The organism is Bacteroides sp. ET489 (genome assembly GCF_030518095.1).
In the GTDB taxonomy this organism is placed as follows: domain Bacteria; phylum Bacteroidota; class Bacteroidia; order Bacteroidales; family Bacteroidaceae; genus Bacteroides; species Bacteroides ndongoniae.
In genome coordinates, this window is sequence record NZ_JAULLJ010000002.1 from 183,400 (window position 1) to 200,340 (window position 16,941).

The following is a 16,941-nucleotide window of genomic DNA, read 5'->3' on the forward strand; positions in this document are numbered from 1 at the left end:
TTTATGGTCTATAGAGTTTGTTTTTTATTACTTGAGGTCTGGTATGTTTTCTGTCAGTTTCTTGAGGAATGCTGTTTCGTACCAGAACATCCAGTCGGAATTCTTTGTCTGGATTGCCAGGTGCGAATGGTGGTTCATGGGCAATAAATACCCTTCGGGTTGCCCTAATGCGCGTATTTGCGAATAGACATGTTCCATGTTCTGACGGACTGTATCAAACTTCTTCACGCATAACTTCAGATTGTTGAAGCTGGCAAAGTCTCTTTTTATATCGTATTCGGACAGTGCGAACAGCAATTCTGCGGTATATCCGGTCAGTTCGTTGATACATTCGAATACTTGCAGCGAATATTCGTTACGCACCGATTCCTTCCGGTATTTCAATAGCAGTTCTTTAAGTTGCTGGCATTTGGCGATGTTCTTCTGAGCTTCTTCTATCCTTTTCTGGTACTTTATGCTCCATTCTCCTTTTGTTTCAGTTGGCAGACTCATCAGTTTGAACTTACCACCTGTACGGTATAATGAACGGCGTACACCTTCGTCCAGCAGTCCTGTTTCCCATAGTGGAAATGTGCTTTCCAGAAGCGGTCGGAAGTTGGGCAGGCCTGATGCCTGATATCCGAATTCGTTAATGCGGTAGCGACGGTCGAACTCTTCCTTATCCATGTCGTCCTGAATGTTCCAGCTGTATTGAGCATGAGCAATGAAACCTTGCCAGAAAGTATCAGTCAACGGAGAGGCATCGTCCCATGCAGTACACAAAACGCCTTCGATGGGAATATCCTGTCTGGCCGTCTGAAAGCTCTTGATGTTATTGATGAATCCTCCTAACGGCAACATGGCATAGGTGGTCTGAACGGCCGTGGCACCCATTGTTTTCAGTTTGTTGTCATGATACCATTGCAAGGCTTTCTTGTTTCCAGGTTGGTCGGCATTTCCGTATTGCCAGCGCATGTAAATCACTTCTTTGGGGAAGGACTTGATGTGCTTGTTCAGTTCGGGAAGCTGTTTTTGCCAAACCGAGTCCACTTGTTGAGGAGGGATCTGATCCAGAATGGCTGCGTATAGTCCGACATGCTTAAACACCATATCGTCCCAGAAGATGGGAGTTCTTCCATGCTTTACGGCGTAATCGCTGACCCGTTTTAGCCATTGCATCTGTAGTGCGAGGGCATTCTTATGCTGCTTTTTGCATCGTGGGCAGGTTCCCAATGTACCTACTTCATCTCCTCCTACATGCAGATATTTTCCATACGGAGTAGCTTTTATGGCGTCTTCGTATAGCTTGAACTGTACTTTGTAATATTCTTCGTTCGAAGGGCAGCATACCCAGTCGGAAGAAGGATCCTCGCGGAGCGGCTTCATTTCTTCGTGTTTCAGGATGAAATCGGCATGACCAATGCCCTGAATAAGCGGACTAACCTCGATATTCAGCTTATGGGCATATTCGCACCACTCTTTCCATTCGTCTATGCTCCAGGCGTTTGGGGCACCTATCACTGGATATGTCTCGTATTTTATCTTATCCTCAAATTCTACGATGATCGCATTAAGCTTGTACAAAGCCATTTTATCTAAAATGCTGTACATGTATTCTTTTTTATCGATGTGGTGCTTCAAGTCCAGATGAATGGCTCTGTAGCTGCTGTGAGGATAATCTTCTATTTTGAGCGCCGGCATTTCTGCATTGATCTCTTTGGCATTTCGGGCGATTTGCTCTAACGTTATCATACCGTACAGTAATCCTTTTGAGGTACGGGCACTGAGCCTGATAACATTGTCCTTTATGGCCAGTTCATAACCTTCTTCCGCCTTAATGCTTTTGTTGAGTTCGAGAACGATGCAATGCTGTTGTTCGTCCACTGTTTTTAGGGGGAACTGCTTTATTCCAAAAGGAATCTGGGCTTTTTTTACCAGATGAAATCCTTTGATCTCATCAGGAGCAATACCTTTTTCTTCATGGTATACGGTAACCGATTGTGGCTCGGGCAGCAGTGCCTGCAGGATTGAGTCATTTTTCTCTTTTGTATTTTGAGCAGATAAATGGGGACATGCAAGTACAACCGAGAACAAGGTTATGTAATAAATGATGTTTCTCATATGCGAATACTAATTCAACAGATGTTTTTTTATATAATCAGTTGTTATTTGAAGATACTGTGCGGAACTTTTCCGATCCAGGCATCCGGTTGTTTGATTTTAAACAAATGCAATATGACCGAAGCGGTGTTTACAGTATTGTTAGGTTCCTCCATGATGAACCCCTTTTTTATTTTAGGACCTTTTATGCCCCAGGGAACAATCATCTCATCGGAACTTGTTCCTCCATGACCGTATTTGATACCTCCATGGTCGCTTACAAACAGGAAGTAGGTATCTTTGTATAAATCATTGGCTTTCATTTTTTCGATCAGTGCACCTATTTCTGCATCGGCTTCTTCTATTGACTGTATATATTCGTCTGACATCCATTGGTGCTTGTGTCCGGCATGGTCTGTATGAACTGAATATAAGAATACTAAAACGGGTTCTTGTTTATGTTGCAGCATGAAGTCAAGAGCTTTTGCGTAGTTCTCTTTATATCCGTCATTTTCCAGATAGCTGACTTCATCAAGATATTTCTTGTTATACGGATAGAACAGGTTGATCCAGTTATAATAGAATGCTGTTTTTATTTCCGGTTTTTGTTCCTTGATTACTGTAAATACCGAAGGGTAGTAACCGTCGGCATCCTTGTCCTGTAACGGGTAGTGGCTATCGGCCAATGTCCAGTCGTTATTGAAAACTCCGTGCTGCTCCGGACCACTACCGGTAAGATGACTTGTCCAGTTGGGCAGTGTCACAGACGGCATGACCACCCGTGTGTTTAGCGATAAGGCTCCTTCGCTTAACAAAGCATCCAGATGGGGAGTATTGGCTTTGGTAAAGCCATTTATGGAGATTCCATCCAAGGCTATTAATATTACTCGTTTGGGATTGCCGGCATTTGCAGTGAGTGATATAATACCTAATAAGCAGCAGAAGAGTATTTTTTTCATATTCATTAGAATGTTTGGTTGAAAAGATGGTGGTTTTTACTTGATACAGATAGGGGATGTATCAAAATGATATGTAAATCGATTCTGATACATCCCCGTTATAATATTACTTAGAATGCCAATTGCGTATGGTGTGTCTTTCCTTTGTAGGCACTGTCTTCTCCAAATGCGTCATAAGTATATGACTTCTGACTGTTGTTGTACTCAACTGTAACAGTCAGGCTGCTCAACTTATGGGAAGGATCTGAGAAATAAAGTTCGAAATTGCTGCCACTCTTTTGCAACATGAGTGCGCATGGTTTATCAACCGAAACTTTGATTCCATTGGCAGAGATGCTTCCTTTTTGGTAGAACATGGCTTGAATCATATTGTTTGCAACGTCTTGTACAGCTTGTACATCTGCGGAATTGGCTATGATTTCAGTATCTTTTATATTGTAGTTCTTCATAGCTCCTACGTTGTCTATACCCGGAACAATGATATAGCTGTAGGTCGCATTTGACGGAGCTGTTCCATGATTTAACCATATGGTACATACTTCTTTTTCAACCTGGTCTTTACTTTTGGTATTGTTAATCTCATACCAGCTTCCGTTACGGTTCTCGGCTTTAAGAGAAACTTTCTGCTCTTCAGGGAAGAAATAACCTACATTGCCATGCCATATCCAGTCTAATGACTGATCTGATACTTCGGCACCTATTGAGGCAGTATTTTCCTGTCCGTTTATGGCGTATGCAAGATTGTCTTTGAACATGCATTGGTTGACAGTCGTATTGATAGGCTCTGCCATGCTTGAAGTAATACCACTACCCAGACATACAATTCTACCGTCTAAGAAGAACCATGCCTTGTTTGCCGACATGCTGATGCCATGAGTATTAGCCGTAAATCTGAATCCGGAAAGTCCGTTTGCTTCAGCTGAAAGTCCACCGCAGAACTCTGATTCACCTGCTTCTCCCCATGAGCTAGCCAACGGAATTTCTGCCATTTGGGGATTGGTTACTCCTGGAACTCTGTTCCAGTCCCATGTTGGGAATATATCGAAATATTCTTCTCCGTCCAAAGCCAGATTCATGGAGCCATCACTCATGAAGAAGCCTTTCAGATTCTCTTTATTTCCGTTTTCGCATTTTCGGGTACGGTTGGAAGCCATACGTACACCAACAGAATAGTTTTTGCCTTGGAACAGACTCCAGTCACCTATATAATAGTGAGTAAAGTTGTCTGTGATGGATCCGTATCCATTGCCTTTTAAGATAGCAATTTGCTTATCGTATTCGGCACTATGGGCTGGGTCTATTCTTTTCATTTTGTCAAGAGTACCTGTAAAACCACTGCAATTTAAAGCCCCCGGACGGCTGACACTACGTCCGACAACATTATAGAATTGCACATGTCCTCTGATACTTTTCATATAAGTTTCGTTGATGAACCTGTACAGTACATTCAATTGGTTGGCCGATAGTTTGTATTCGGTATCTGCAGTATATTCTGCAACTCTGGTTACTCCGCTGAGCATAACCGGAGCATAGCCGCCGACATATAATTGTGAACCATGTTGGAAATACGATAAGTCGTATTGGATGCCTTCTTGGTTGGGAGCTACATATGCCAGTGGCATAAATGAATGGAGCACAGCCTTGTCTATTACGCTTTTATCTTCTTGCAGACATCCTCGGTACAACCAGTGTAAGGCTATGTCGGTCTTGTTGGCACCTGCCTGATCTTCCGGATCTCCTCCGGTTTGTTTCATATATAGAAGGATACTGTTTTCCAGTTCTTCCGGAACCAGCGTCTTACCATAGCGCATCAGAATTAGGATAACGCCCATATCCTGTGGTGCAGAAATTTGATTCTCATACCAATTGTCGCAAACCGGATGAACCGTATTCCAATAGGTTAGGGCTTGTATGATTTGTTTGTATAAGTCTTCGTTTCCATAATAACTGCTTTCTTTCAATATATATGCCTGAGCCATTTGATTCACTCGTGTCAAATGGGCGCCTGGTGTCCAGCTGAAAGAACGGTCTGAATAGTCAATATCGGGGAATGAACCGTTTTCTTGGATCTGTGCGATCCATTTTGCAGCATTTTTATCTACGGCAGATGCATTTGTAGACAGATTGCCGGATTTTATTCTTTCAAGAATGGTTTGGCATGTCTGATGCAAAGCATCATCGGTTTCTTCATCTCCATCTCCGCTATCCGGAGGTGTGGTTGGTTCTTCTATAACGCTGTTATCACTGCATGCCGAGGCTAATACAGGAAATACTGTCAGAGAGAGGGCTATTCCGGATAATCCGATTAATTGCTTTAAGTTCATGATATCTGTATTTTGAAAGGTTAGAAGTTTATAGTTTAGGCTGTTTTTTTCTCTAGTTAGGGAATAATTTTTTTCTGACTGGGAAAATATTTTTTCCTAACTGGGGAAAAATATCTGCTCACAAAGCTTTGTGAGAGTTTCACTAACGTTTATTGATCTTGTAGTTTGAATAAAAAGGGGCTTCTGTCTGAATTTTCTTCGGACAGAAGCCCCGAACTATTCATTATCCTAAAAAAGAACTTTTATTTTTTCTCTTTCAAGGAGAATTCATCAAACCAGAATTCCAAATTATTAGCGGGAGTCTGGAGCTTGTATAAATTCTCATTGGGTGTACCTTGACTTTGTGGTTTCAGAACCAGTTTCAACAAGATATTTTCCGGAATATCTAATGTAACTGAATATTGTTTCCATTCTGTTCCTACAGTTTCAGCACTCAGACAGTAAAGGTCACCACTGGATCCTTTTTGTTTGATAACAGTTTTTCCGTCTTCTTTTACCAAGGCTTTCCATTCTTTGTAGAGCAGTTTCATGTCAGCTTCTGTTTCACATAATGCCAGATTTACAGCTAGAGGAGAAGCTGTCTGGTTACTTTTTGCCCAGAAACTGAGTGTATATTTACCTGCCGGTACATTCTGGATGCACATTGACATATCAGTACTCCACCAGTTATCCAGTTTACTGTTACTATACTTCATCGAACGATTACTTTCATCAGCACCGGTAGTCTTATCTATAGTTAAAGCAGCTGTGTTGTGGTTGAGCACCCACCAACGGTTTACAAAGTTCAGAGCATTTTCGTATTCAATATCCGAACGCGGACCTACCTTGGGCTGCATCGAAGCATCAAGATCGGTTTCGAAGCCACCGTTAACTACATATTCGGCACCGTCGTCTACGTTGCCATCACCACCACCAGGTACGCTTACTTCAATAGGTTTATAGTAGCGGATGTACTTAACATTCATTTGTTTCGGGAAGATGGTTTCATCGATACCCCACTGACCGCCCCATCCACCGCCAACGGCAATGTTCATGATGAGGTAGAAGGGCTGGTCGAACGGCCAGTAATCGAGTGTCATACCTTCTTCTTTCTCGGCAGTACAAACAACTTCGTTATCAAACAATACCTGAATCATTTCTTCGTCCCATACCAAAGAGTAGAGGTGATAGTTCGATTCAAGTGTAGGTGAACTAGTATTACCCGACCAACGTTCAGCCAATCCGTCGTTGGTAGCTTGCGTATGCAGGGTTACATAATACGTGTTATGGTCTTCGGTGTTACCCCATACGTATTCCATAATGTCTATCTCAGCATATTTGCCTTCCAGAGCATCTGTCGGTCTCATCCAGAAAGCCGGCCATACACCACGACCTGTAGGTATTTTGGCTGCAATATCCAGACGACCATACTGGAAGTCTACTTTGCCTTTGGTAGTCAATTCGGCAGATGAATAATCGAAATGATAGGGTTCACCTGTCCATTTGTTAATACCTTCGTGCGGATCCTTGAATGCTTCTATCACTAAATCACCACCTTCGATGCGTGAAGTACGAGGATCATCCTTCAGATAATCTTGTGCCTCTTCGTTGCGCATGTAACCTTCGTCGTAATTCCAATAAGCTGAATTTGGACGTCCGTCTTGATCGAATTCTTCCGACCAAACCAGTTCGTAACCTTGGTAACCGGCGGTATCCAAGCGCTCGTATAAAGGATAGTTGACATCCTTCAGAGAGATTGATTCGTCCGCGCAGGAGGCGAGGCCTGCTAGCAAACCTCCTCCTATCAACAGATTTAATATTAATTTATTTGTCATTTTCGTAGTATTCATTCGTTAAACTTCTTTGTTTTGAAGATATTGGTTATTCCCATCCCGGGTTCTGAGTCAAGTTGGGATTAACAAATGTCTCGTTCTGTGGAATCGGGTACAGGTACATCTTGTCTTTCCAGATACGGTTTTGCACCAGTTGGCGAGTGTACTCGAAAGTAGGTCCGTTCTTACGGATGTGTACACCGTAGATCTGCTCTACCACGTTACCAATCTTCCAACGGCGGATATCCCAGAAGCGGTGGTCTTCGAATGCCAGTTCGACGCGACGTTCGTGACGTACAGCTGTACGGAACGAATTCTGGTCACCGGCACCTTTAACGTCGGGCATACCTGCAGCCTGGCGTACTTGGTTCAAAGCCTGGCGGGCAGAGATTGTGCAGTTGGCATCTGTGTAGTCAGGACCTTGCCATTCGTTCAATGCTTCAGCGTAGTTCAGCAATACTTCTGCATAACGGTAGGTTGGGAAGTGGTGATTCTTACTTACAGTGTTTGGTGGTGTTAAAACTACCGTTTCATTTACTAACTTCTTCAGGTAATAGCCTGTCAAAGTAGCACCTGTTACAGGGGCTCCGAAACGACCACCTTCGTAAGTATCAATCTGCGTTTTCATAAATTTCATGCCATTGGCAAGCACTGTACGATAGAAACGCGGGTCACGAGTTGGGTTACCTGCCTTATCATAATACATATTCTGTACATGTGTGGCATTGTTCCAACTGAAAGGTGTTCCGTCTTTCATCTCAAATTCATCCACAAGGTTCTGAGTCGGAGTATTTCCACTGTTTGTACCGTTAGCAAAACCAATAGGCAGGTTACGAGTTTCGAATGTCAGGCTGGCATTGTTACGAGTCTCAAAAATCAATTGTGGCGATTTCAATACAGCGTCACCCAGATTCGGATCGTACAACGGATCTTCATCTATAGCAGGAAGACTGTAGTAATTCATTGCAATGACATCGTGGGCAGCTTCAGCTGCGGCTTTCCAGGCTGCAGAAGCATCGCCGTCACAGAGCAACGGGCTAGCTGCATAAAGCAAAGCACGAGCACGGATAGCAAGAGCTGCTCCTTTGGTTACACGACCGGTTTCACCGAAGAAATCATTGTGATTCAGAGGTAATTCGTCTGCTACTGAAGCACATTCAGTTGCTACGAAATTCAATATTTCTGTAGCTTTGGTCTTAGTTACGCTGTTGATTTCGTCCAACTCCATCGGTTCGGTAAGCAAGGGTACATCACCGTAACGTTTTACCAGTTCGAAGTAATAAAGGGCACGAAGCACTCTTACTTCACGCAATGACATCCGTGCTTTTTCGATGTTATCCGGATAGTTAGAATCCCACTTATGACGTTCCAGATTTTCTTCAGAGTAATCACGCAGGAACACATTGATGTCATAAATTACCTGATAGTATTCACTCCACTTATTATCGATCTGGTTCAGCGGGCTCCATACATCGTTGTAGATGTCATATACAGCGTTGCTTTCCCACGTATATACAGCATTGTCAGTAGCGGCTTCGCGCAGAGCACCACCAATGTGATCTCCAAAATCATCGGGGAGTGAGCGGTAAGCGGCATTACCCAAAGCCAATACGTTGTCGAAATAGCCGTAGGCTTCATCCTGAGTCTTACCCTGTGATTCGTCGAAGTCCAGGAAATCGCATCCCCCCAAAGTGAGGGATGCGGCTATAATTAAAGCTAATTTTTTCATATTGCGTTTAGTCTTGTTTTTAGAAGTTAATGTTCACACCTACAAACACCGACATCAAGTCTGGGTAGTTGATCGAGAGGTCTTCACAGTTCAGGTACTTCACATGGTCAAGCGAGAAGAGGTTGTTGCCACGGAGATATACTTGGCACTGATCCATCTTCATGCTGCTAATCCACTTTTTCGGCAGGTTGTAATAGATGTTGAGATTACGCAGTTTGAAGAAGGCACCGTTCTCCAACCATTCTGTACTGTTACGGAAGTTGTTGGCATTGTCCAGCGTTGTCAGACGCGGTGCAGTTGCTACACCCTTGGTGTCCTCAGTCCAACGTACTCGGTCTTCCAGATACCATTTGCTCAAGTTACTGTTGTTGTTACGCAATGGCCAGTATACAGACTGAGTATTTAACATACGGCTGTATTGTCCGGCTCCTTGGAACACAGCGTCTATACCGAATCCTTTGTATTCAAAGCCTAAGTTGATACCGTAGTAGATGCCTGGTATTGAAGAAGAATGACCAATGGCTACTTCGTCATATGAGTCAATCTTACCGTCACCATTTTGATCTTTGTACTTGATGTCACCCGGACGTACAGATGAGAACATCTGTTTGGGGCTGTTGGCGATATCTGTTTCATCACGGAAGTAACCGATGGCTTCCAATCCATAAATCTGTCCGATACGGTCACCTTTCTTATACAGATAGTCATAAGGTTTGTAGCCTTCACCATTTTCATCAATGCAAGTACGCAGGTACGAGAAGGTTCCACCTACATAATATTTGAAGTTTTCGCCTACTTTATCTTCCCAATTCAAGCCTAAATCGAGACCTTTAGAATTGGTTTCACCCATGTTCAGCTGAGGAATGCCTGTTCCGATAACACTTGAATACAAGTTGGAAGCTGAGATCAGTGTGTTCGTACGTTTATCATAGAAAGCGTCAGCTGTCAGTGACAAACGGTTGAACAAACGCATGTCGATGCCAAAGTTATACTTGTCTGCCAATTCGATGTCTAAGTTGGATACTGCCAAATTGCCGGCATGAAGACCACCGAAACCGGCCGGAGTATCTTTGAAGAGACCACCACCGCAGCTTACCCAGTAACGTTCATCAAGGTCGTAAGCGATGTTATCGTTACCCGAACGTCCCCATGATGCACGAATCTTGAAATAGTCGATTACGTTACTTGCGTTTTTCCAGAAAGATTCGTTCGAAAGTACCCATGCAGCTGATATGGCAGGATAAGTACGGAACTTATCGCCATCGCTTAACACACTTGTACCACTATAGTTTACTACTACGTCTACCAGATAACGGTTGTCGTAGTTGTAACCACCGGTGAAGATGACTGACTGGCGTTTGCGGCTGTTGTTACGTCCCAGCGGAGTATAAGATTCCTGACGATACATCAAGTTTCCATTTACGGCGTGGAGACCGAAAGCGCGGTCGTAGCCTACTCGTCCGTCGATAACCAAACGCATGAACTGGCTGTTCAGACCACCGTTGGAGATAGAAAGGGCTTTTTCTTCACCACCTACATTACGCAGAATTTCGTATTCACCCAATACAGCACCCGGGATAACAGTCAGTGCTTCGTATTCATATTCTTGTGTTCCGGTTTCCTGATAAACGGCACTGTTGTCATACGAAATACCAACTTCTGCTTTAAGGCCTTTAGTTACCGGTGACAAGTCCTGATAAATGCGGAGGTCAGACTGCAACATACGTTCATCGGTACGGAAGTAACCATTTTCAGCAATCTCAGCAATAGGATTGATTTTGAAAATATTGTTACTACCCCAATAACCGTTGGTTGTACGGATAGGGAATGCACCTGAAGGAACATGGAACAGATTACCAAAGATATTGGCTTCTGATTCGCGTGGGCGATTGTTCTCGTGCAACAGACCAAACATATTCAATGCAACTCGTGTATAATCGGTTACGTCAATATCCAAGTTCATACGGGCATCAAGACGATACTTTTTAAATTGTGCATCGTAACGACCGGTTGAGTTCACCAGATCTGTGTCCAAAATACCTTGGTCGTTCTTATAGTTGATAGCAGTATAATAGCGTACTCGTTTACCACCTCCACGGAAAGTCAAGTTCAGCTGATGGTTGGTGGTATAGTCACGCAAGGCGGTTCCCATCCAGTCTACATTAGGGAATGCGTCAGGGTTGGATCCGTTGCGGAAAGCATCAAATGCGGTAGCGTCGTATTCTAATGACAAGCCATCATAGTAGAGCGCTTCATTGCGCATTTGTGCATACGTAACACCATCTACAAATTCCGGCTGATTGATGGGCAATCCCATACCATAGGTATAGTTTACATCAATATCGCGACGGTTGTACTGTCCGCGTTTAGTGGTTACTACTACTACACCATTGGCACCACGTGTTCCCCACAGTGCTGTAGCAGCACCGTCTTTCAATACAGAGATGCTTTCTACTTCGAGCATGTTGAGGTAATCCAATGTACGAGGGATACCATCTACAACGATGAGTGGAGATTGTGATGATTGTGAACCACCGCCACGTACCATCAGGGTAGCACCGTCAGTCCAGCCAGTGTTTTGCTTTACAATCAAGCCCGGCAACATACCGTACAGCGAGTTTCCTACGTTGAAGGTAGAGTTGTTGGCTATCTTTTCACCAGACAAAGTTGACACAGCTTGTGTCTGTTCACGGCCGCTTTGCAATTTGCTGCGGTTTTCTGTATAAGTATCCAGATCTTCCAGGCAAATTTCTAATGATTCACCTTTAACCCATACCCGTTTCTTTTGACTGTCGGCATATACTATTTCAATGTATTCACCTTGGTTAGCGTTTAGGGTAAATACGCCTTTCTGGTCGGTGATGGATTTTTCAGTAGGATGTCCTACTGTAGTTACCAAAGCACCTAGTACAGGTTCGCCTTGGGCATCCTTCACTACACCCGTAATTTTTTGTTGCGCCATTGCCGAAGCCGAGAATAGGCAGGCGAGCGCTAATACGGAAATATATTTCTTTTTCATGCTTGCTAAATTCTTTAGTTAAATCCTTTCCTTATTCCCAGCCGGGGTTTTGTACCAAGCCGTATTTCTTGTTAATTTCATCCAAAGGAATAGGGCACAGATAGTATTTATCATCCCAATTGTCAATCCAGACATGTGGATTGGGTGATTCATCTTTAAATTCATATCTGAATTTTACATAATTACCATTTACTTTTTCTCCTTCCGGATAAGTACGTAAACGGACAATTTTACGGGCTTTCAGATAGTCGCTGTGTTTCCAGCGGTTGATATCATAATAGCGAACCTCTTCCCAACCGAATTCCAATGCACGTTCGCGAAGGATCGCTTCACGTAGGGCCACTCCTGGAGCTGCGGTTTCTTTGGTGACGTGGGGCATTTGTACACGGTCGCGAAGCAGGTTGATGTAGTCGTAGGCATTACGTCCGAATTCGTCTTTCTGTTCAGCTTTTCCCAGTTCGTTCATGGCTTCAGCAATGTTCAGATAGATTTCCGGCAAGCGGAGCAGACAGCAATTGTAGAACTTGTTCTGCAATTCGTTCAGGTGATCCTGATAGTATTTGCGTATACCTATACCAAAATATCCCAAACCTGCCCAACGCCAATTCTGTCCACCGCCCATGTCTTGTGGCTGTTCACGCCCACCAGAATAAATTTCTGCTTTGCGTCCCCAGAACTTATCACCAGTTACGATGAGAGTTTCATACAGGCGAGGGTCACGGGTCATTTCGAAGTTCTCTGTAAAGAACGGATGAGCGCGATGTTCAGGATTGTCCCAGTTGAAATCGCTACCGTCTTTCATGGGGAACATATCGCAATACCACATAGTGGGATCTCCGGTTCCGTAACGGGTTTGGGTAACGTTATAGGAATTTAAATCCCATTTGATGAAACGGTGACTGCTGATCAGGGTTTCATGATTGTAACGGTCGAAATAACCGGAACAGAAGCTTTTACGTGGGTCGCCGTTGTCTACCAACTTATATACATTGTTGTTTTTAGCATTTTCACGGAGGAAAGCCAATCCGGCATCCAAAGCGTCCTGCCAGCGGCTCTGCTGGTAGTCTCCCCACCATGTGTTATGGGCTTGTGCAGCTTCACCGTCTTTGAAAGGCTGGTCGCTGTTGAAAAGCGGACTTGCTGCGAAAGTCAACAAACGTGATTTCAATGCCAGTGCTCCGGCTTTTGTCATACGGCCGTCGTCGTTGGCTTCTACGTCCCATGGTAATTTGCTTGCAGCATCATCAATCAGGGCGCTAATTTTCTCTACCGCTTCGGCTATGGTCATACGCGTCATTTTCAGGTCGTCCGATGGCTTGTAAGCGTGGTCTATCCACGGCATACCACCATAGTTACGAAAGATGTCCACGTTGTGGTAGGCGATAATCATTTCGGCTTCCCCTTTACGACGGATCTTTTCTTCCTCTGTCATGTCAGGTACGCGGTCTACATTTTCCAAGAAAATATGAGCCTGGCGTATGCCATAAATAGCCGAGAATTTACCGTCAGTACGTCCATAATCCATTCTGTAGGCCGCTCCATCATAACTTGCAGCAGTTAATTGCCCTTTGTGGTATTGTGTGCCTCCACTTTTTCGACATGTGCCCAAGTCGGTAATACTTTCCAATGATCCCCATGAAAGACGCCCATTGATAGGGGTATGGTCGGGTAGAGAGTGATATACCTGTGCTAATTGCTGTTCAGCATAGATTTTGTTTCCGAATACGGAATCTATGTTCATTTCATCGCTCAGAGGCTTTTCCAGAAAAGCGTTTCCGAATTTGATATCGTCGCATCCCGCTCCCACGCACAGCAGTGAAGCCAAAGCGAGACTTTTTATTATATGTTTCATATTCTACAAGGTTTAGAAAGTGATGTTTACACCTAAGTTATAAATACGGGTCACCGGATACTTGGTGTTTTGCCAACCGATCACAAATTCCGGATCCATCAGGTCGAACGGACTGAAGCAAAGAAGGTTGTAACCGGTCAGTTTAACTCCTAATTGTGAGATACCCAGCTTCTTCAGAGCCGGACGATCGTTGAAGTTGTAACCAACAGAAACGTCTTTCAGCTTGATGTATGAACCGTCAACAATCCACATGTCTGAGTTGTATGAATTATACTCTCCACTGTTCTTTGAGAAACGCGGGTATTTGGCTGTAGATGCAGTTTCCGGTGTCCAACGGCCATCTACCTGATATTGCATCAAACCACGGCTTTCGCCCATAAATGGCTTACGAAACATGTCGGTCAACGAGATTGAACGTTCAGCGGCTCCTGTCCAGTTCATGGCAAAGAAGAAACCTTTGTAGTCGGCGCTCAGGTTCAGACCGAAGGTGTAATTCGGACGGGTCGGGAAACCGACCTGGCACTGGTCATCGGAGTCAATGGTACCATCATTATTCAAGTCTTTGTATTTCAAATCGCCCGGATGCACGGGTACCAGCGGTTGAGCAAGTTCTTCTTTCAGCTTGCCATCTACAAAATCATTTTCGTTGTAGAAACGATCTACTACGTAACCAAATTGAGCTCCTACTTCGCGACCGGTACGCCACAGGTAAGGTTCATTGGGCTCTACTTCGTCTTGGAAGACAATCTTGTTCTTCGCATACGACATGTTGGCATTGATGTTGTAGTGGAAATCATTGCCGATACGGTCGTCCCAAGTGATTTCTAATTCGTAACCTTGGTTCTTTACTTTACCCATGTTGACTACAGGCAATAAGCTAGAGCTAAGAGCTGTCAGCGAAGGAATGGTCTTACGGGAAATCAAGATGTCTTTACGGTCTTCGCGGAAATATTCGGCTGTTACTTTCAGACGGTTGCCTAGGAAGTTCATGTCTACACCATAGTTCTGCTTCAGGGCAGTTTCCCAAGTTACGTCTTTGTTACCTAGACGTTGTTCAACAGCACCTTTCCACCAAGAGTTGTTTTCGTAACCGAAGTTGTAGCCCCATTTTTCTTCTTTCCAGCTACCACCTTCGTTGGCTTGCAAATTCACTTTATAGCTGTCAGGTAAGTACAGGTAACGGTTACTGCTCATGTTGTCGTTACCTACCAGACCCATACTACCACGTACTTTCAAGAAGTCGAATACTTGTTGGTTCTTCATAAAGGGCTCTTCTGTGACAACCCATCCCAAAGATATAGCGGGGAAAGTACCGAATCGTTTGTCCGGAGCAAAGTTCTCAGAACCATTGTAACCAATGTTGAACTCGGCCAAATAGCGTGATTTGTAATCGTATGTAACACGACCTACCAAACCGACATAGGCTGTAGGCAGGTAAGGCAATTGTGACGGATAGTATTTCTTACTTTGATTATACAGCAACAGGGCGCTGACATTGTGTGAACCGAATTTGCGTGCATAACGGATACTGGCTTCCATATACCAGTCGCGGCTACGTCCGGTACTTTCGCTGTAACCAGGCTTGGAGTTAGTACCGCTGATACGATACACCACATTTTCGTTAAAGTTCGGGTCACCGGGGAGCAAACCGGAACCGTTCACCTCGCCTTCGAAGTAGGGTGTCCAAGTTTCGATATTACCGGTACGTTTTTTGGTAAAAGTATATCCTGTATTGTAGGCTCCCTTTACTTCAATAGATAAACCTTTGGTCAGGAAGTCCAGTTTCTGTACCAGATGTAGGTCAAGATTCATAGTATTGTTTAAGATACTACTGCCTCCTTTGCCATAAATTTCAGTGAATGGGTTAACATACATAACTTTCTCGAAACGACTAGCAGATGTCATTGCATGTCCGTCTACCAGACCCGGGCTGGCAAAAGGCTGAGAAATGGAGAGGTTTTCCCAAAAACGTGTATTTGCAGGTTCCTGCCGATCGCCTACTACACCACCGATACCCAATTTTAAGGTAGTGGATTTGCTGATTTCGTAGTCCAAGTTAGTACGGTAGTTGTAACGGCTGTATTTGTAGCCATAACCCTGACCGAAGTCTTTCATCAAGCCGTCCTGATAGAGGTAACCTACAGAAATAAAGTAACGCATACGTTCGGTACCTCCGGAAATGTTCAAGTTGTGCTGTGTCTGTACAGCAGCATCTTTCACCATGTAGTCGTACCAATCCATATCTGGATAAAGGATAGGCTGGTCGCCGAGGCGGAAACGTTCCAGAGCATAATCATCGAAAACTGGCTTATTGCCGTCATTGATCTCGCGTTCGTTGAACATGGTTGCGTATGTATACGAATCGGCTAAGTCTACCCAATTGGCAATTTGCTGGATACCTACAGAAGAACTGAGAGAAATCTTAGTTTTGCCTTCAGTACCACGGCGGGTTGTTACCAAGATAACACCGTTAGCACCACGTACACCGAATACAGCAGTAGCAGAAGCATCCTTCAATACAGAAATGCTTTCGATTTCGTTCGGGTCCATCTGGAAGAAGGAACGTTCTACACCGTCCACCAGGATCAGCGGAGACGCACCACTTTCAGTCAATGAACCGACACCACGAACGAAGATCTTCGGATCTTCAGCACCCGGCTGTCCGGAACCTTGTACAGAAGACAAACCGGTGATTTTACCGGCAAGTGAGTTAGCAACACTGGCATTAGGCGAAACCAACAGTTCGTCAGTCTTTACTGAAGAAATGGCACCGGTCAGTGTTTCTTTCTTCTGTACGCCGTAGGCTACGACTGTTACTTCGGCCAACTCGTTGAATTGTTCTTGCAATACAACTTTTACTTGTTTTTTCCCATTCAAGGGAATCTCCTGGGTTTCGTAACCGATAAACGAAACTACCAGAATTGCGTTTTTCACGTCGGGCACAGAGAGGCGGAAGTTTCCATCTATATCCGTGATGGCTCCTCCACCCGCGTTCTTCACTTGAACCGTTGCCCCGATTACAGGCTCGTTTGATGCGTCTTTCACTTCACCCGTTACCACAGCTTGCTGTGCGAATGATATCAAGAAAGAACACATCATAAACATCAACGCCCAAAGGCGTTTGCTGTTTTTTTTTAGTTCATTCATGTTGTTAAAATTAAGATTAGA

At 44.2% G+C, this 16,941-nt stretch carries 8 protein-coding genes; all 8 read right to left on the reverse strand.

Annotated features, from left to right (window positions below):
* Window positions 1-27: 27 nt before the first annotated feature.
* The 8 genes from Q3C19_RS02185 to Q3C19_RS02220 all read right to left on the reverse strand — a co-directional run bounded on the left by Q3C19_RS02185 (window position 28) and on the right by Q3C19_RS02220 (window position 16,920).
* Window positions 28-2,100, reverse strand: a complete 2,073-nt coding sequence (locus Q3C19_RS02185; RefSeq protein ID WP_302726908.1) for a family 20 glycosylhydrolase — start codon at window positions 2,098-2,100, stop codon at window positions 28-30.
* A gap of 44 nt (window positions 2,101-2,144) precedes the next feature.
* The gene (locus Q3C19_RS02190; protein WP_022164196.1) at window positions 2,145-3,038 is read right to left on the reverse strand and encodes an alkaline phosphatase family protein; all 894 of its coding nucleotides are present in this window, start codon (window positions 3,036-3,038) and stop codon (window positions 2,145-2,147) included.
* A 110-nt stretch (window positions 3,039-3,148) separates the two neighbouring features.
* On the reverse strand, window positions 3,149-5,362 hold the full coding sequence (locus Q3C19_RS02195) for a polysaccharide lyase 8 family protein (RefSeq protein WP_302726911.1): 2,214 nt from the start codon (window positions 5,360-5,362) through the stop codon (window positions 3,149-3,151).
* Between the two features lie 242 nt (window positions 5,363-5,604).
* Window positions 5,605-7,176 (reverse strand): family 16 glycosylhydrolase, encoded by a 1,572-nt coding sequence (locus Q3C19_RS02200; protein WP_302726913.1) that lies wholly within the window; start codon window positions 7,174-7,176, stop codon window positions 5,605-5,607.
* A 46-nt stretch (window positions 7,177-7,222) separates the two neighbouring features.
* A complete protein-coding gene (locus tag Q3C19_RS02205) occupies window positions 7,223-8,902 on the reverse strand; it encodes a RagB/SusD family nutrient uptake outer membrane protein (protein WP_302726915.1) in 1,680 nt (559 codons plus the stop codon).
* A 19-nt stretch (window positions 8,903-8,921) separates the two neighbouring features.
* The gene (locus Q3C19_RS02210; protein WP_302726917.1) at window positions 8,922-11,921 is read right to left on the reverse strand and encodes a SusC/RagA family TonB-linked outer membrane protein; all 3,000 of its coding nucleotides are present in this window, start codon (window positions 11,919-11,921) and stop codon (window positions 8,922-8,924) included.
* 31 nt (window positions 11,922-11,952) lie between these two features.
* Window positions 11,953-13,773, reverse strand: coding sequence for a RagB/SusD family nutrient uptake outer membrane protein (locus tag Q3C19_RS02215; protein ID WP_302726919.1), 1,821 nt, complete (start codon window positions 13,771-13,773; stop codon window positions 11,953-11,955).
* A gap of 12 nt (window positions 13,774-13,785) precedes the next feature.
* Window positions 13,786-16,920, reverse strand: a complete 3,135-nt coding sequence (locus Q3C19_RS02220) for a TonB-dependent receptor (RefSeq protein WP_302726921.1) — start codon at window positions 16,918-16,920, stop codon at window positions 13,786-13,788.
* Window positions 16,921-16,941 lie beyond the last annotated feature (21 nt).

Excerpts from the sequence above, each read along its gene's own strand:
- Q3C19_RS02185 (WP_302726908.1), bottom strand. The coding sequence starts at position 2,100 with ATGAGAAACATCATTTATTACATAACCTTGTTCTCGGTTGTACTTGCA.
- Q3C19_RS02190 (WP_022164196.1), bottom strand. The coding sequence starts at position 3,038 with ATGAAAAAAATACTCTTCTGCTGCTTATTAGGTATTATATCACTCACT.
- Q3C19_RS02195 (WP_302726911.1), bottom strand. The coding sequence starts at position 5,362 with ATGAACTTAAAGCAATTAATCGGATTATCCGGAATAGCCCTCTCTCTG.
- Q3C19_RS02200 (WP_302726913.1), bottom strand. The coding sequence starts at position 7,176 with ATGACAAATAAATTAATATTAAATCTGTTGATAGGAGGAGGTTTGCTA.
- Q3C19_RS02205 (WP_302726915.1), bottom strand. The coding sequence starts at position 8,902 with ATGAAAAAATTAGCTTTAATTATAGCCGCATCCCTCACTTTGGGGGGA.
- Q3C19_RS02210 (WP_302726917.1), bottom strand. The coding sequence starts at position 11,921 with ATGAAAAAGAAATATATTTCCGTATTAGCGCTCGCCTGCCTATTCTCG.
- Q3C19_RS02215 (WP_302726919.1), bottom strand. The coding sequence starts at position 13,773 with ATGAAACATATAATAAAAAGTCTCGCTTTGGCTTCACTGCTGTGCGTG.
- Q3C19_RS02220 (WP_302726921.1), bottom strand. The coding sequence starts at position 16,920 with ATGAATGAACTAAAAAAAAACAGCAAACGCCTTTGGGCGTTGATGTTT.